We start from the raw sequence: 14,715 nt of genomic DNA on the forward strand, positions 1-14,715 counted from the left end.
CTTATGCCCTCAGCTGTTTTTGAATTATCATTTTAACATTTTGCACGATGTCGGACTTTGTTAATCCTACTTCTTCAAGGAGCTCCGGCACACTGCCATGTTCAATGAAACGATCAGGCACTCCCATCCGTTCAATGACTGCATTGAATTTGTGGTCGCTTAAAAACTCCAATACAGCACTTCCAAATCCACCTTGCAGTGCAGCTTCTTCAACTGTAACGATTGGCAGCCCCTCAGTACCTAATTTCAAAAGCATTGATTCGTCAAGCGGTTTAATGCTTCTGGCATTGATGACACGCGCATAGATTCCCGTTTTTTTAAGATCCTTTGCAGCTTGCAATACTTCTTGCAAAATGGGCCCAAAAGAGAGAAGAGCAACGTCTGAGCCTTCCGTTAACACTTCCCATTCGCCAATCGGAATTTTCTTTAACTCGCCATCCATAGGAACACCGATTCCGTTGCCGCGCGGGTAACGAACAGCGATTGGCCCATCGTGCTGTGCCGCCGTATAAACCATATGCTGAAGCTCGTTTTCATCTTTCGCCATTAGGATTGTTATATTCGGTACATGGCGCATGAAATTAATATCAAAGACGCCGTGGTGTGTTTCGCCATCCGCACCGACAAAACCGGCTCGATCAATAGCGAAAAACACATTCAAATTTTGCCTGCATACATCATGGACAAGCTGATCGTAGCCACGTTGTAAAAATGTTGAATAAATCGATAAAACAGGTTTCATTTTATCAATTGCAAGTCCAGCAGCCATCGTCACTGCATGCTGTTCTGCAATTCCAACATCGAACAGCCGATCAGGGAACTCTTCACCGAATTTTTCAAGTTTGGAACCAATTGTCATCGCCGGCGTAATCACAACGACTCTTTCGTCTTTCCTTGCAATTTTTCTTAATGTTTCACTTACTACTTGGCTGTACCCCGGTGCCTTAGCCGGCTGCTTTACGACTTCACCGCTCTCAATTTTATAGGGACCCAACCCGTGCCAAGTCCCAACTTTGTCGCTTTCAGCAGGAAAGTAGCCTTTCCCTTTTCTCGTTAGGACATGGACAAGAACCGGCCCTTTTGTTTTTTTAGCGTAGCCTAAGTTTTCATATAGATCGTCTAAATTATGCCCATCAACAGGGCCTAAGTAAGTAAAACCAAGCTCTTCAAAAAACATGCCTGAAACGAGCAAATATTTAAGGCTATCTTTCACTCTTTCTGCCACGCTGGCGATTTTGCCTCCGAATGCAGGAATTTTTTTCATTAAATATTCAATATCATCTTTCACTTTGTTATATTTGCCTGCGGTCCGCATACGCCCAAGGATATTGTGCAATGCCCCTACATTAGGCGCAATGGACATTTCATTGTCGTTTAGAACGACGATCAAATTTTTCTTTTCGTCACCGATATGGTTCAGTGCTTCAAGCGCCATTCCCCCAGTAAGCGCTCCGTCTCCGATGACTGCAACGACATGTTCGTTAGTGCCCCTTAAATCTCTCGAAATCGCCATTCCCATTGCGGCTGAAAGTGAAGTAGAACTATGCCCTGTTTCCCAAACATCATGTTCGCTCTCGTTTCTCTTCGGAAACCCCGACAAACCCTTATACTGTCTTAACGTCTCAAACTGATCTGCTCTTCCTGTTAAAATTTTATGAACGTATGATTGATGTCCAACATCCCAAATAATTTTATCTTTTGGGCTATCGAACATTTTATGAAGGATGAGCGTTAACTCAACCACCCCTAAATTTGGCCCAAGATGGCCGCCTGTTACCGATAATTTTTTTATGAGAAATGAACGGATATCTTCGGCTAATGCCGCCAATTCCGCCTGCGAATAATGTTTTATGAACGAGGGATCTTTAATCGTTCTAAGATCCATTGATATTCCTCTCTTTCATTTCAATTTCTGCCTTTTTACGAAGAAAGGGGAAATTTTAATTTTTAATTTTTCTTCTATTAAATATAACAGTCGACCAACCTGAAAGACAACATTCTTTGAATGAAGAATCGCATACGATTTGCCAAGCGCTTTTCCCCCGACGGTTGCCGCCGCTACAATGCTTGTAAAAACGACAGAGACAATTGCATGGAAAATCGTTCCGTCTCCTTGTCCAAATTGAAACACCAACTGCATAACGACAACGGCAGATGCGGTTCCGCTTACAATCCCCGATATATCTCCAATCACGTCATTGCAAAAGCTCGCAACGCGATCAGCATTTCTGCAGATCAGAATCGCTTGTTTCGCTCCGTGTACTTTTTCCGAAGCCATCGCATGAAATGGTTTTTCTGCTGCTGCAGTTGCAGCTACACCAATAATATCAAAGATGATACCGATTAACACGATACAAAAAACAATAACCATGCCTGCAGCCCAAGAGACTCCATTTAGCATGGCGGTAGATATGATTGAAAAAAGAGCCGCTAACACGAACGTGATAACGGCTATTGCTACACTCCAATTGATTGATTTGTCAAAAGGAAGCTTCATAATTACTCCTTTATGTAAGTAACGAGTGAATGATTATGTAAAAGGAGTAGTCATTTAAAGGGTAAAAACTACGGCTTAGGTCCAGTAGGTTTTCCCATACCGCTGCCGAAGTGTCGCCACTTTGGCGGTTTCCCTTTAAAGCGGTATCAGCGCTGTTGCCAAACGCCGGACTGGATTACCACTTAGTCCGTACTGCAATCCCCTCTAAATGTCAAATGCGAACAGTCTAGGAGTTTTCCTCAACAACCCTGAACCATTTCCTAGCCTCTTTTGCAATGTTGATTTCATGCGACAGCGAATTTCCGAAACGACCGGTCCAGTTTCTAGGAAATCGGTACCCGCAATCCCCTCAACATCACTCAAGGCAGGCTACGCTGTTAGCGGGTTGCCCCACAAAACAGGTTCATACCCCATCCCGTAATAAAACGCTTCGAAGACGTATATTACAAGTATGGGCCTCCACGGAAGCAGGGTCAACGCCCACATGCCTTTGTGGATCGCCCCGCAACCTTAACTCCCAGCATCGACCCAAGGCTGGGCGCCTCAAGCCGCCACAAGGAACTTCATCGATGTGCCCTTTAGCGGATTTTTAGGCCCGCCTTCAGAAATGGGAGGCTGACTAGAATACTGCACCACCCCATAAAGTAATAATATTATACCACGATTACCAATTAATTGTCACGATGAATGATATACATTGAAATTGTTTCGAGCTGTTCATGCTTCACATTCGCTTTATATAAAAATTTAATCGCTTTATCGACATGCTCGTTCAGTTTTTTCTTTGCTCCATCAACTGTTAAAAGACTTGGATAGGTGCTTTTTTCATTTTCAAAATCACTCCCGACAGGCTTGCCGATTTTTTCGACGTCTCCTTCAATGTCAAGAATGTCATCCCGTATTTGGAAAGCAATACCAAGATGGTATGCAAACTGCTCCAAATGGTTCATTTGCTCTTCATTTGCCCTGGCCAAAATTGCACCGGCCAGCACTGAATAGATAAATAATTTCCCTGTTTTATTAACGTGTATATGTTCCAGTTCTTCCACTGTCAGGTTGGGGTTATTCTCCGCAATCAAGTCTTCTGTCTGCCCGCCAACCATTCCTTCCGCGCCTGCCGCTTGGGCCAATTGTTTAATTAATTCTACTTTCATCTGGCTTGTAATTTCAGGATCGTCAAGCGATGCGATCATTTCAAAGCTGTATGTCAAAAGAGCGTCCCCTGCAAGAATCGCGTTTGCTTCGCCGAAAACCTTATGATTCGTCGGTTTTCCTCTTCGGAGATCGTCATTATCCATAGCCGGCAAGTCATCATGGATTAACGAATACGTGTGAAGCATTTCAACCGCGCAGGCAAGCGGAATGCCTTTTTCACTATTTTGTCCAAACGCTTCAAGTGTTGCGAGAAGCATGATCGGCCTTAAGCGTTTTCCTCCCGCTTCAAGGGAGTAATTCATCGCATCAATTAACACTTTCGGCCCGTTTAATTTAGAAATTTCTATACGAAGCTGTTCATCAATCTTTGCTTTTGCCTGTTTTAAATAAGGAATGATATGTGAGTTCGTTAATGTCATTCTTCCTCCTGAATTGTAAAAGGCATAATTTCTCCTTCTTCGTCGATCATTTGATCAATTTTTTCCTCTACTGCTTTTAATTTATCATGGCAGCTTTTCGATAGTTTCATACCTTTTTGGAATAAATGAATGGCCTCTTCCAATGCAACATCCCCATTTTCAAGCTGCTCAACGATCGTTTCAAGCTCTTCCATTTCTTCTTCAAATGATGGCTGTTTTTCGGTATCTAAATCATGGCTCATTTTTTGATTCCTCCAATCCCCAGACATGGCAATCGAGCAACCCATCTTTTACATTGACCTGGATCATGTCACCTGGATTCACATCGTATACAGACTTCACAACAACGTCATCCTTTGTTACAAGGCTGTACCCTCTATCCATCACTTTCAAAGGGCTCAACGCATCCAGTTTTGAAATGCTTTGCTGATAAAGCATTTTTTTTCGATTGGTCAATTGCTGCATTTCCCGAGCTAATCTTTTCGTTAATTGTTTGCGTCTCTCTTTCCCTTGGATAATTAATTTTTCCGGGTGATGGCGATGAATGGATTTATTTATGTTTCTCCATTGTTCATATTTTTGATTAAGCTGCAGTTTTGCCTCTCTTGTTAAACGTTCAATTAAACGGTCCAGCTCTTGATTCTTTTGCCGTATTAATTGAGCAGGATAACGGAAGGCATACGATTTTTGCAAGCGGGCCAGCTTCTCTCTTTCGGCATCTAGCCTTGCGGCAATCGCTCGTATTAGCCTCGCTTTCCGCTCGTTCACACGCTCATTTAATTCTAAAACGTGCGGCACCGCTAATTCCGCGGCTGCGGTCGGGGTAGCGGCTCTTACATCCGCAGCAAAGTCCGCAATCGTCACATCGGTTTCGTGCCCGACAGCTGATATAATTGGAATTTCTGAATGAAAAATACTTCTGGCTACAATCTCTTCATTGAAGGGCCATAAATCTTCAATCGAACCTCCACCTCTACCTACAATGAGAACATCGTGCATGCGAAGTTCATTCGCCTGTTTAATCGCTTTTGCAATCGATTCGGAAGCCAATTCGCCTTGTACATAGACAGGAAAAAGCGTAATTCTCGCCAATGGATAACGCCGTTTTATCGTTGTGAAAATATCGCGTACCGCAGCACCTGTCTTTGAGGTGACAACACCGATTTCAACCGGAAAAACAGGAAGCGGCTTTTTTCTTTCACTCGAAAAAATTCCTTCACGCTCCAGCTTTTTCTTTAATTCTTCAAAAGCGAGAAATAAGTTTCCGATCCCATCAGGCTGCATTTCTTTCGCATATAGCTGGTATTGGCCATATGGCTCATAAACTGTCACTTCGCCGCGTACCAGCACCTTCATCCCATTTTCCGGCCGAAACGCCAATTTGCTGTTATGGCTGGAAAACATAACAGATTGTATTCTTGATCGTTCATCTTTCAAAGTAAAATACATATGTCCTCTGGAATGCAGTTTAACATTGGACAATTCCCCTCTAACCCATACATCGTTCAAGACAGTATCGCGATCAAACTGTCTTTTTATATAGCGGGTAAGCGCGGTTATCGATAGATAACGATCTTGCTCCATATACGTCACTCGCCTTTATTCAGGCGAAACCTTTTTGCGGAAAGGATCGTATTATGTAATAGCATTGTAATCGTCATTGGCCCCACCCCGCCGGGAACTGGTGTAATGTATGCGGCTTTTTCCTTTGCTTCTTCAAAGTTGACGTCCCCTGTTAATTTCCCATTTTCTAAACGATGAATGCCGACGTCGATTACCGTTGCACCGTCTTTAATATGCTCCCCGTTAATGAGATGGGCTTTTCCGACGGCCGCAATCAATATATCTGCTTGTGTTGTGATTTCTTTTAGGTTTCTTGTACGGGAGTGGCAATACGTTACGGTCGCATTTTCGTTTAAAAATAATTGCCCGACAGGCTTTCCTACAATATTGCTGCGTCCAACGACAACAACATGCTTGCCTTCAATCTCAATTTGTTCTGACTTGACCATTTCTAAAATCCCGTGTGGTGTGCATGGCAAAAAGGTTTCTTGCCCTGTCATCATACGTCCGATACTAATCGGGTGGAAGCCATCAACATCTTTTTCAGGTGATATGGTGTCGATAACAGCCTGCTCATTGATTTGAGCTGGGAGTGGAAGCTGAACAAGGATCCCATCGATCGTATCGTCTGCATTAAGTTCCCTGATTTTAGCAAGCAGTTCTTCTTCTGATGTTTCTTCAGGCATTTCAATGAGAAGCGAATGGATGCCGACTTCCTGGCAGGCCTTTTGTTTTCCTCTAACATAGGTTTGGGATGCCGGGTCGGTTCCAACAATAATAACTGCCAAACCAGGCGTGACATCTTTTTCTTTTAATGCCTCAACTGCTTTTTTCATCTCTTCTTTTTTTCTCTGTGACAGTTCTTTTCCGCTAATCAATTGTGCAGTCATTGTTCTCCCCCTAAAATTTTTGATAAAACACCATTGATAAAACGTTTGGACTCCTCACTGCCAAATGTTTTGGCAAGTTCGACCGCTTCATTCAACGTAACATTTGAAGGAATATCTTCCTCATACTTCAATTCATAGACAGCTAGACGTAAAATCGCGCGATCAACATTTGCAATCCGGTCAAAACGCCAGTTTTCTAAATGTTTTTTGATCGTACTGTCAATTGAATCTAGATTTGCGATTGTTCCTTCAACGAGCCGTTCAAAAAAAGGATCGGTTTCTTCGTCATTCAACACATAATCCATTGTTTCATTAATATCGGTCTCATTCAAATGCATTTGAAAAAGAGCTTGTACTGCTTTTTCACGGGCTTGTCTTCTCTTCAATATTTTATCTCCTTTTAACATCCACTTAGTAATCAATTAATGATAAAAATCAAAGGGGATCCCCTTTGATTTTTATCATTAATATTCAGTATCACTTATAAGGTTATCTTTTTGTTCAAAATGGATACCTACTACATGGATGTTAATTTCTTTTACATCAAGTGCTGTCATGTTTTGCAATTCCTGGCGGATGCTCGTTTGAATTTCCTGACCGACAGATGGGATGGAAAAACCATATTCAATCACAACAAAAACATCGAGAATGATGCCCTGATCGGTAAGATCAACTTTGACGCCTTTTCGGTGCGATTTTCGGCCGAGTTTTTCCGCAACACCGGTTGCGAAGTTTCCCCGCATTGAAGAAACCCCTTCGACATCTGATGCCGCAATCGCAGCGATTACTTCAATAACTTCAGGCGAAATCTCAACCTTACCAAGTTCATCTGTCTGACTGTTCATCTCAAAGCTTTGGCTTTCAACCAAGTTTTTTCACCCCTTAGTTTTCTTTATCACTTAAATCATACAGCTCAAGAAACTTCGTATTAAAATCACCTTCAACAAATTTTTCGTGATTTAAAAGTTTTAAGTGAAAAGGAATCGTCGTTTTTACTCCGTCGATCACAAATTCATCAAGTGCACGCTTCATCCGAGAGATTGCTTCTTCTCTCGTCGCGCCGTAAGTAATAAGTTTCGCAACCATTGAATCATAAAATGGCGAAATGACGTAACCGGGATAAACAGCCGAATCGACTCTTACACCCAATCCTCCCGGCGGTAAATACATCTCCACTTTGCCAGGTGAAGGCATGAATTTTTTGTTCGGATCTTCCGCATTAATACGGCACTCCATCGACCAGCCGTTAAATGTGACATCATCCTGCTTGATCGATAATTTTTCACCCGCCGCAACATAAATCTGCTGCTTGATAAGATCGACTCCGGTAACCATTTCTGTTACAGGATGTTCAACTTGGATGCGGGTGTTCATTTCCATAAAATAGAAATTTCCGTCAGCAGCATAAATAAATTCAATTGTCCCCGCACCGGAGTAATTAACGGCTGCAGCTGCTTTAACAGCGGCCTCTCCCATCTCTTGCCGTTTCTTTTCATCAATTGCAGGCGACGGCGTTTCTTCAACCAATTTTTGAAGGCGGCGTTGAATGGAACAGTCACGTTCACCTAAGTGAATCACATTTCCATAGTTGTCGGCAAGCACTTGAATTTCAACATGGCGGAAATCTTCAATAAATTTTTCGATGTAGACCCCTGGATTGCCAAAAGCAGTTGCCGCTTCTTGTTGTGTAATATTAATGCCGTTGGCTAATTCTTTCTCGTCACGTGCGATACGGATACCTTTTCCGCCCCCGCCAGCCGTTGCTTTAATAATAACAGGATAACCAATTTTAGACGCGATCTCAAGCCCTTCGTCCACGCTCCCGATGATGCCTTCCGACCCCGGAACAATCGGTACCCCTGCCTTTTTCATTGTTGAGCGGGCAATATCTTTCGTACCCATTTTTGTAATAGCTTCAGGGCTTGGGCCGATAAACGTAATGTTGCATTCTTTGCATATTTCGGCGAAGTCAGCATTTTCGGCTAAAAAACCGTAGCCCGGGTGGATGGCGTCAACACCAGTTAGAGTGGCGATGCTCATAATATTCGTAAAGTTTAAGTAGCTGTCTTTCGCTGCTGTAGGTCCAATGCAGTATGCTTCGTCTGCTAATCGAACGTGAAGGGCGTCTTTATCAGCCTCTGAGTAAACGGCAACAGTCTCGATATCAAGTTCTTTACATGCACGGATAATCCGTACAGCAATTTCTCCTCTGTTTGCGATTAAAACTTTTTTTATATTCATATTCGCCGCCCCTTATTCCGGTTTAACGAGAAATAGTGGTTGTCCATACTCAACAAGTTGGCCGTTTTCAGCTAAAACTTCAACAATTTCGCCCTTTACTTCTGCTTCAATTTCATTAAATAGTTTCATGGCTTCGACGATGCAAACGATCGTATCTTCTTCAACTTTGTCGCCGGCTTTTACATAAGGAGGCTTATCAGGGGAGGAAGCCGCATAGAAAGTTCCCACCATTGGCGATTCGATTTTATGTAAATTGCTTTGATCTTGCGTTTTTTCAGCTTGTGATTCTGCTTTTTCGGCTGCAGGGCTTGGCGCAGGCGCCGGTTGTGTATTTTGTTCAACCTTCGGTTGAAGCGCTTCCGCAGCAGGAGCTTGTACCACTTTTTCTACTGCTTGCTGAACTTCAGGAACAATTGCCGCTCCTGCATTTTTTTTCAATGTGATTGTCGTTCCTTCGTTTTCGTAAGTAAATTCATTGATTGATGACTGATCGACCAATCGAATGAGTTCACGTAGTTCTTGTACTTTAAACATTTGCTTTACTCCTTCCATATTAAAAACAAAAAATTTAAAAATTCTTGAATAATTATAGCATACCGCTTAATTACAGTATAGTTTACTTAAAAAAAATTTGTCGAGCGAAAAGAGCCGATGGCAATCCACCTTCGGCTCTTCTAATCGATCATCACTTTGCATATTCAACTGTCACATTGCTTACATTGCCTTCTCCAAGCTGTTCAACCGTTTTGCGCATAATATCATTCGCTTCTTTCTTTGATACCTCGTCTGCTTTAACAATAATATTAAAATTTTCCCCATCGATTGGATTCACAATCACATCGTCGTAGCCTAGCTGATTCATTAACAATGTTTCCAATACGGTGATTTGTTGTGATTGGTCGTTTAATTTTTCCATTTTATTGAATGCTTCACTTTTCATCTCTGCTGAAATTTCTCCTGAGGCAACGACTTCCTGATACTCTGCCAGCTGCTTTTCTCTTGCTTCGTTAATTTTAATTCTTAGCGCTGCAAATGTTTCATCGCTTGAAATGGTTGTTACTTCCGCTTGATCTTCAGCAGCTTCTTTGTTTGAGGTTTCAAGTTCTTCTTTGGCATCTTTCGCTTCGTTGTTTGTTTGTTTCTCTTCATCTTCAACGTACGCCACATTTGTAGGCGATTCACCAGGCGAAACGATATAGTAGACAGATAATACAATAATTAAACTTAACATCGTTAAAAGCCATGCTGTTTGTTTTTTCAATACCAATGTTACTCCTCCTTTATTTTTTTCGGCAAAACCGAAACTTGATAACTTGGGACGTGGAGAAATCGTGTGACAGCTTCAATAATCTGCTGCTTTACTTGCATGCTTTCGGCACCTTGCGCAACAACGATGACTCCGGTTACTTTCGGCTTTTCACTTCCGATAATAACTGGCTTATCTTTATCGCCGTCTCTTACGATAATCGTTTCTTCATCCATTGAATTGTTTTCTATCGTTCTCGTGCCTCCTTCACGATCGCTTTCTTCTGTTACTTGCTTTTCGTTTCTTCTGTTTTTTTCGTAGAGTTTCTTTTCTGTTGAAGCGATGTTTACTTTTACAGAGACGTTCGAGACTCCAATAACATCTGATAAAATGTCCCGGACCTGCCTTTCATAATATTCTTCATATTCAACAATTGTGGAAGGGTTGGAAGAGCGGTTGGCAAACGCATCTTTTTCCTCGGATTCTTCAGCATTTGTATTGCTCATTTCTGGTTCATTTTTTGTTTGGAAAGTCGAAGTCATATTGCTTAAAAGCATAATGGCAACACCTAACCCAAGGAGCAAATAGAAGTATATGTTAAATGGCTTTTTGCTTTTCTCTCCTTTTGGTTCAATGAGTTTTTGAAATGCTTTTTTCAATTCTTCCTTTTTCACAACTTTTCCCTTTCCCTTCCTGCCATTTCGACAGTAACTTTCTCCTCATCAATCCCCCATTGCTTCGCAAGAAACTTGCGTATCTCATTTGTTTTTCCTCGTTCTTTTAATGTAAATGATTGCTCTTCCCCAATTGTTACTACCTCGACGGGCTCTACATTTTTTACTTGATTTTCTTTGTTAGTCGTAAGAAATACTTGTAAACCGAGGATGTTTTCATAGGTTCGATCGCTTTTCTCTTTAAAATTGATGCGAATCTTTTCGACACTTACCTCATATTGCTCCATCAGCTCCTCTTCCACCTGGTTTTTCATTTGGACAGCCATTTGTTCTTCAATATATGCATCTTGGGTGGCTTGTATTTCATTTTTCTTATGATTCATCTTTTTTTCAAAGACATTTTCCGAAATCGCTTGCTCAAATTTTATCGATTCGAAGATTTTATCTTTGTCCGAAGAAAAAATCGATAATAGCGGAGAGAGCAAAAGGAGAATGAGCAAGAGCCCAATGACCATTTTGACGTACTGATGCAAACTATTATTCGGCACAAGCATATCCATAATGACGGCGATTAAAATCAGGATAACGATATTTCCTACCCATTCGCTTAGTGCTTGCACATTGCTCCCCCTTCCTGCCATTTTCAGCGCATCATGTATGCAGCATTTCCCATTCCGATCATGATTGTGATTGTGAGGAAAAACATTAATGATACAACTCCAAGTGAAACAAAAATAAATAAGACAGATTTTCCGATGACATCAAGGCTTTCAACAATCGGTCCGCCGCCTAAAGGCTGCAAAACAGCTCCCGCGATATGAAAAATTAAAGCGAGGGCCAAGACTTTAACTGCCGGAAAAAACGCCAGTAAAAGTAAAATAGCGACACCGGCAAGCCCAATCGTGTTCTTCAGAAGAAGTGATGCACTTAACACCGTATCGGTAGCGTCTGTAAACATTCTTCCAACGACAGGAATAAAGTTTCCGGCAAGAAATTTAGCCGTGCGTATCGTCACCCCGTCAGCGATTGCGCTGGAGGCGCCTTGTATCGAAATCACACCTAGAAACAAAGCAAAGAAAATACCTAAACCTCCAAGTGCGATATTTCGGAGTAGGTTTGCAAGCTTTGTTACTTTGTAGTGGTCTGTCAACGAACTGACAACATGCAAAATGGCCGACAAAAACAAAAGCGGGAGTACAATCTTAACAATTAATAAACTGCTCGTATTGATAAGAAACACGATAACAGGATGAAAAAAAGCGACAGATGAAAAATTTCCTAGGGAAGCTAATAATGCAAGCAGTAAAGGAATGAGCGCAACCATAAAACTCATCATGCTTTGAATCGCTTCTTCGGTGTAATTTATCGCAACGTGAAAACTGTTTAGCGCGAGAATAATGAGGACCATATACGTAATGGAATAAGCCACTTTGCTTACTGCGTGAAATTCAAAAGCATTTTGAATCGTTTGCAAAATGGCGGCGAATACAGCTAATAAAATTAATGAGCCAAGCAGCTTGCCGTTGGCGACAAGTTCATGAAAAAGAAATTTCAAAGCCCCAATCAGCCATTGCTGAAAAGAAAACGATTTGTCCCCTTTTACAAAATCCATAAATGAACCCTTTTGGCTTTCAGGCAAAAACCCGCCATACTCATTTACGATACTGTCCCAAAAATCTTTTATATCGCCTAAATCAATGTTTTCGATTTGCTCATCGACTAATGGCTCGATGGTGTTTTCTTCTTCATTAGATTCAGCCAATGGCGGCTCTGCGGCCATACTTTCGTTCGTGCTTGTCCAACTGATTGAGAATACGATAATAAGCCACACGGCCACAAACCATTTTCCGTTTAGAACCATACTTTCATTGTTTTGATTCATCCTTTCCATCGTTATTCTCCTTCGGATTTTAAGTTGGCAAAAGGCCTAGAACGGTCTCAATAATAACTTTTAAAATGGGAATAGCCATTCCTAAAATAATCAGTTTGCCGGCCAGTTCAATTTTCGAAGCGATTGATCCTTGTCCCGCATCTTTCGTAATTTGCGCACCAAATTCCGCAATATAAGCAACGCCAATAATCTTCAAAATCGTTTCAACGTAAACTAAATTAATATTTGCTTGATCCGCTAGCTGATTTAACAGCAAGAAGATCGCCTGAATTTGATCAATGAGAAAAATAAAGATAATGACCCCAACAATCAGTGTGATCGAAAAGGCAAAGACAGGATTTTGTTCCTTGATGACTAAAATAAGGAAGGTTGCGATTAAGCCGAGCCCGGTAATTTGCATGACTTCAATCGCCAACACCCCCTAACTTTGGAATAGAAAAACACCTTTAATTTTATGAAATAGATCGTTTAGTTTGGTGATGACAATAAATAAGACAACGATAAAGCCGATAAGCGTCACCCAATGGCCATATTCTTCCTTGCCCATTTGTTTTAACACGGTATGCAGCATTGCCACTATAATTCCAATTCCTGCGATTTGAAAGATGATATTGACATCTTGTGTCATTCCTTCCCCTCCATCAAGCAACGCAAAAAGTATTTATAACAATAGAATCACGACCAATAATCCTGCTAAAAAACCTAAGCTTTTCATCATTTTTTCGTAACGGAGCTGTTCTTCTCTCGCTTCAGCTTCCTCCCTTTCAAGATGAAGCAGTGTTAATTTAATCTGTTTTTGCTGATGCTCCCTATCGTGCTGGCCGAGTGTTGCTCCAAATTGCTTTAATATTTCAATTTCACTTTTTTCCAAACATGTCGCTTGCTTTGTTTTGTTAAGGGATTCATTCCAAGATTCAGATACACCCTTTTGCCCTTCGAGAAGGATTTCCCCAAACGTTCGAAAAAAGGTGGACACCGGTTCTGCCACATGATCCGCAACCTTGGCAGCGGCTTCAGTTAAAGGGGTGAGGCCATATACAATTTCAGCTTCCAACGACTGAAGTGCCACTTTTATTTGCCTTAGCTGACTCGTTCTTTCCCGTAGCCGCTTTGCTGCAACGAAGCCAATCCAGGTTGTCGCTGCGATGATAAGGATTGCTCCAAACCATTTCATTTGAGCAAGTCTACTCCGTCATGGTTGCGGATCGCACGGACAAATCCTGGCGCATCCCGTCTCGTCAACTCAACAAAACGATCAAAAATACGACTATCCAGTATCGGCTTGAGCATTGGCCGCAAATAAACATCTTCCATCGAATTCGCGTGGACAGTCATCATCATTTGGACGCCTGCGTTTAATGCTTCGATAATCGATTCACAGTCTTCTTTTCTGCCAATTTCATCAACAACAATGACATCAGGGCTCATTGAACGAATCATCATCATCATGCCTTCCGCTTTTGGGCAAGCATCCAAAACATCAACACGGTCTCCTAAACTATGCTGCGGAACACCTTTTACACAACCTGCAATTTCACTGCGTTCATCAACAATGCCCACCTTTTTCGGATCAATATGGTGTTTTTTGCTTCCGGTGCTGATCATGCGGGCTAAATCCCTTAGAAGCGTTGTTTTCCCAGTTTGGGGAGAACCGATGATTAATGTGTTCAACCATCTTTTATCGTAAAGATAAGGAATATAAGGTTCTGCAATCCCAATTTTTTGGCGCGCGATTCGAATATTGTAGGAGCCAATCTCCTTGATCGCTTTCACTTCTCCCTTTTCGATTGTCACTTTCCCAGAAATTCCGACTCGATGGCCACCTTTCACAGCGATATATCCTCTTTTTAATTCTTCTTCAAATGCATACAAAGAATAATCGCTTAATTTATTTAATAAATAAATGGCATCTTGTTTGGAAACAATGTGCGGACTGCCGTTTAATTTGGGGTAATACGGCTTTCCTTCAACGATAATTTCCAGAGGCCGATTGATACGAAGACGAATTTCTTCAATTTTTTGTAAAAAAGTAGGCGATGTTTTTTCAATCAATGCCCGAATGGCATTCGGCAGCATTTGAAACACTTCATTCATGAGTGATCCCTCTTGAAATGGAATTATTTCGCTTATTACACATTA

18 protein-coding genes are annotated in these 14,715 nt (G+C 41.6%); all 18 read right to left on the reverse strand.

The window, feature by feature from the left end; genetic code table 11:
• Position 1 precedes the first annotated feature (1 nt).
• The 18 genes from dxs to spoIIIAA all read right to left on the reverse strand — a co-directional run bounded on the left by dxs (position 2) and on the right by spoIIIAA (position 14,670).
• On the reverse strand, positions 2-1,885 hold the full coding sequence (gene dxs, locus DCC39_RS01795) for a 1-deoxy-D-xylulose-5-phosphate synthase (protein WP_116553168.1): 1,884 nt from the start codon (positions 1,883-1,885) through the stop codon (positions 2-4).
• 15 nt (positions 1,886-1,900) lie between these two features.
• Positions 1,901-2,497, reverse strand: a complete 597-nt coding sequence (locus DCC39_RS01800; RefSeq protein ID WP_116553169.1) for a hypothetical protein — start codon at positions 2,495-2,497, stop codon at positions 1,901-1,903.
• A 671-nt stretch (positions 2,498-3,168) separates the two neighbouring features.
• Positions 3,169-4,071 (reverse strand): polyprenyl synthetase family protein, encoded by a 903-nt coding sequence (locus DCC39_RS01805; protein ID WP_116553170.1) that lies wholly within the window; start codon positions 4,069-4,071, stop codon positions 3,169-3,171.
• Positions 4,068-4,313 carry an exodeoxyribonuclease VII small subunit gene (locus tag DCC39_RS01810; RefSeq protein ID WP_116553171.1) on the reverse strand — a complete coding sequence of 82 codons (246 nt, stop codon included), beginning with the start codon at positions 4,311-4,313 and terminating at the stop codon, positions 4,068-4,070. Before DCC39_RS01810 ends, DCC39_RS01805 begins: the two co-directional genes overlap by 4 nt.
• Positions 4,303-5,655 (reverse strand): exodeoxyribonuclease VII large subunit, encoded by a 1,353-nt coding sequence (gene xseA / locus DCC39_RS01815; protein ID WP_116553172.1) that lies wholly within the window; start codon positions 5,653-5,655, stop codon positions 4,303-4,305. The genes DCC39_RS01810 and xseA overlap by 11 nt, the downstream gene beginning before the upstream one ends.
• Before the next feature lie 5 nt (positions 5,656-5,660).
• Positions 5,661-6,524, reverse strand: coding sequence for a bifunctional methylenetetrahydrofolate dehydrogenase/methenyltetrahydrofolate cyclohydrolase FolD (gene folD / locus DCC39_RS01820; protein ID WP_116553173.1), 864 nt, complete (start codon positions 6,522-6,524; stop codon positions 5,661-5,663).
• Entirely contained in the window at positions 6,521-6,910 is a 390-nt protein-coding gene (gene nusB / locus DCC39_RS01825; protein ID WP_116553174.1) for a transcription antitermination factor NusB, read from the reverse strand. Before nusB ends, folD begins: the two co-directional genes overlap by 4 nt.
• Before the next feature lie 78 nt (positions 6,911-6,988).
• Positions 6,989-7,393 (reverse strand): Asp23/Gls24 family envelope stress response protein, encoded by a 405-nt coding sequence (locus tag DCC39_RS01830; protein ID WP_407071823.1) that lies wholly within the window; start codon positions 7,391-7,393, stop codon positions 6,989-6,991.
• A 13-nt stretch (positions 7,394-7,406) separates the two neighbouring features.
• Complete coding sequence (gene accC, locus DCC39_RS01835; protein WP_116553175.1) at positions 7,407-8,765, reverse strand: acetyl-CoA carboxylase biotin carboxylase subunit; 1,359 nt, start codon at positions 8,763-8,765, stop codon at positions 7,407-7,409.
• 12 nt (positions 8,766-8,777) lie between these two features.
• Positions 8,778-9,299, reverse strand: a complete 522-nt coding sequence (accB, locus tag DCC39_RS01840; protein ID WP_116553176.1) for an acetyl-CoA carboxylase biotin carboxyl carrier protein — start codon at positions 9,297-9,299, stop codon at positions 8,778-8,780.
• Positions 9,300-9,450: 151 nt separating this feature from the next.
• The gene (locus DCC39_RS01845) at positions 9,451-10,032 is read right to left on the reverse strand and encodes a SpoIIIAH-like family protein (RefSeq protein WP_116553177.1); all 582 of its coding nucleotides are present in this window, start codon (positions 10,030-10,032) and stop codon (positions 9,451-9,453) included.
• 2 nt (positions 10,033-10,034) lie between these two features.
• Complete coding sequence (gene spoIIIAG, locus DCC39_RS01850; RefSeq protein WP_116553178.1) at positions 10,035-10,685, reverse strand: stage III sporulation protein AG; 651 nt, start codon at positions 10,683-10,685, stop codon at positions 10,035-10,037.
• Positions 10,682-11,305, reverse strand: coding sequence for a stage III sporulation protein AF (gene spoIIIAF / locus DCC39_RS01855; protein ID WP_165820757.1), 624 nt, complete (start codon positions 11,303-11,305; stop codon positions 10,682-10,684). The genes spoIIIAG and spoIIIAF overlap by 4 nt, the downstream gene beginning before the upstream one ends.
• Positions 11,306-11,328: 23 nt before the next feature.
• A complete protein-coding gene (spoIIIAE, locus tag DCC39_RS01860; RefSeq protein ID WP_407071828.1) occupies positions 11,329-12,567 on the reverse strand; it encodes a stage III sporulation protein AE in 1,239 nt (412 codons plus the stop codon).
• Between the two features lie 28 nt (positions 12,568-12,595).
• Positions 12,596-12,991, reverse strand: a complete 396-nt coding sequence (gene spoIIIAD, locus DCC39_RS01865) for a stage III sporulation protein AD (RefSeq protein ID WP_240613488.1) — start codon at positions 12,989-12,991, stop codon at positions 12,596-12,598.
• Between the two features lie 6 nt (positions 12,992-12,997).
• Entirely contained in the window at positions 12,998-13,204 is a 207-nt protein-coding gene (gene spoIIIAC / locus DCC39_RS01870) for a stage III sporulation protein AC (RefSeq protein ID WP_116553180.1), read from the reverse strand.
• Between the two features lie 33 nt (positions 13,205-13,237).
• Positions 13,238-13,750 carry a stage III sporulation protein SpoIIIAB gene (gene spoIIIAB, locus DCC39_RS01875; RefSeq protein ID WP_116553181.1) on the reverse strand — a complete coding sequence of 171 codons (513 nt, stop codon included), beginning with the start codon at positions 13,748-13,750 and terminating at the stop codon, positions 13,238-13,240.
• Complete coding sequence (spoIIIAA, locus tag DCC39_RS01880; RefSeq protein WP_116553182.1) at positions 13,747-14,670, reverse strand: stage III sporulation protein AA; 924 nt, start codon at positions 14,668-14,670, stop codon at positions 13,747-13,749. Before spoIIIAA ends, spoIIIAB begins: the two co-directional genes overlap by 4 nt.
• Positions 14,671-14,715 lie beyond the last annotated feature (45 nt).

The organism is Pueribacillus theae (assembly GCF_003097615.1).
Taxonomy (GTDB): domain Bacteria; phylum Bacillota; class Bacilli; order Bacillales; family UBA6769; genus Pueribacillus; species Pueribacillus theae.

Bases quoted from the DNA above. Each gene is read 5' to 3' on its own strand.
- dxs (WP_116553168.1), bottom strand. From the start codon at position 1,885: ATGGATCTTAGAACGATTAAAGATCCCTCGTTCATAAAACATTATTCG.
- DCC39_RS01800 (WP_116553169.1), bottom strand. From the start codon at position 2,497: ATGAAGCTTCCTTTTGACAAATCAATCAATTGGAGTGTAGCAATAGCC.
- DCC39_RS01805 (WP_116553170.1), bottom strand. From the start codon at position 4,071: ATGACATTAACGAACTCACATATCATTCCTTATTTAAAACAGGCAAAA.
- DCC39_RS01810 (WP_116553171.1), bottom strand. From the start codon at position 4,313: ATGAGCCATGATTTAGATACCGAAAAACAGCCATCATTTGAAGAAGAA.
- xseA (WP_116553172.1), bottom strand. From the start codon at position 5,655: ATGGAGCAAGATCGTTATCTATCGATAACCGCGCTTACCCGCTATATA.
- folD (WP_116553173.1), bottom strand. From the start codon at position 6,524: ATGACTGCACAATTGATTAGCGGAAAAGAACTGTCACAGAGAAAAAAA.
- accC (WP_116553175.1), bottom strand. From the start codon at position 8,765: ATGAATATAAAAAAAGTTTTAATCGCAAACAGAGGAGAAATTGCTGTA.
- accB (WP_116553176.1), bottom strand. From the start codon at position 9,299: ATGTTTAAAGTACAAGAACTACGTGAACTCATTCGATTGGTCGATCAG.
- spoIIIAE (WP_407071828.1), bottom strand. From the start codon at position 12,567: ATGAATCAAAACAATGAAAGTATGGTTCTAAACGGAAAATGGTTTGTG.
- spoIIIAC (WP_116553180.1), bottom strand. From the start codon at position 13,204: ATGACACAAGATGTCAATATCATCTTTCAAATCGCAGGAATTGGAATT.
- spoIIIAB (WP_116553181.1), bottom strand. From the start codon at position 13,750: ATGAAATGGTTTGGAGCAATCCTTATCATCGCAGCGACAACCTGGATT.
- spoIIIAA (WP_116553182.1), bottom strand. From the start codon at position 14,670: ATGAATGAAGTGTTTCAAATGCTGCCGAATGCCATTCGGGCATTGATT.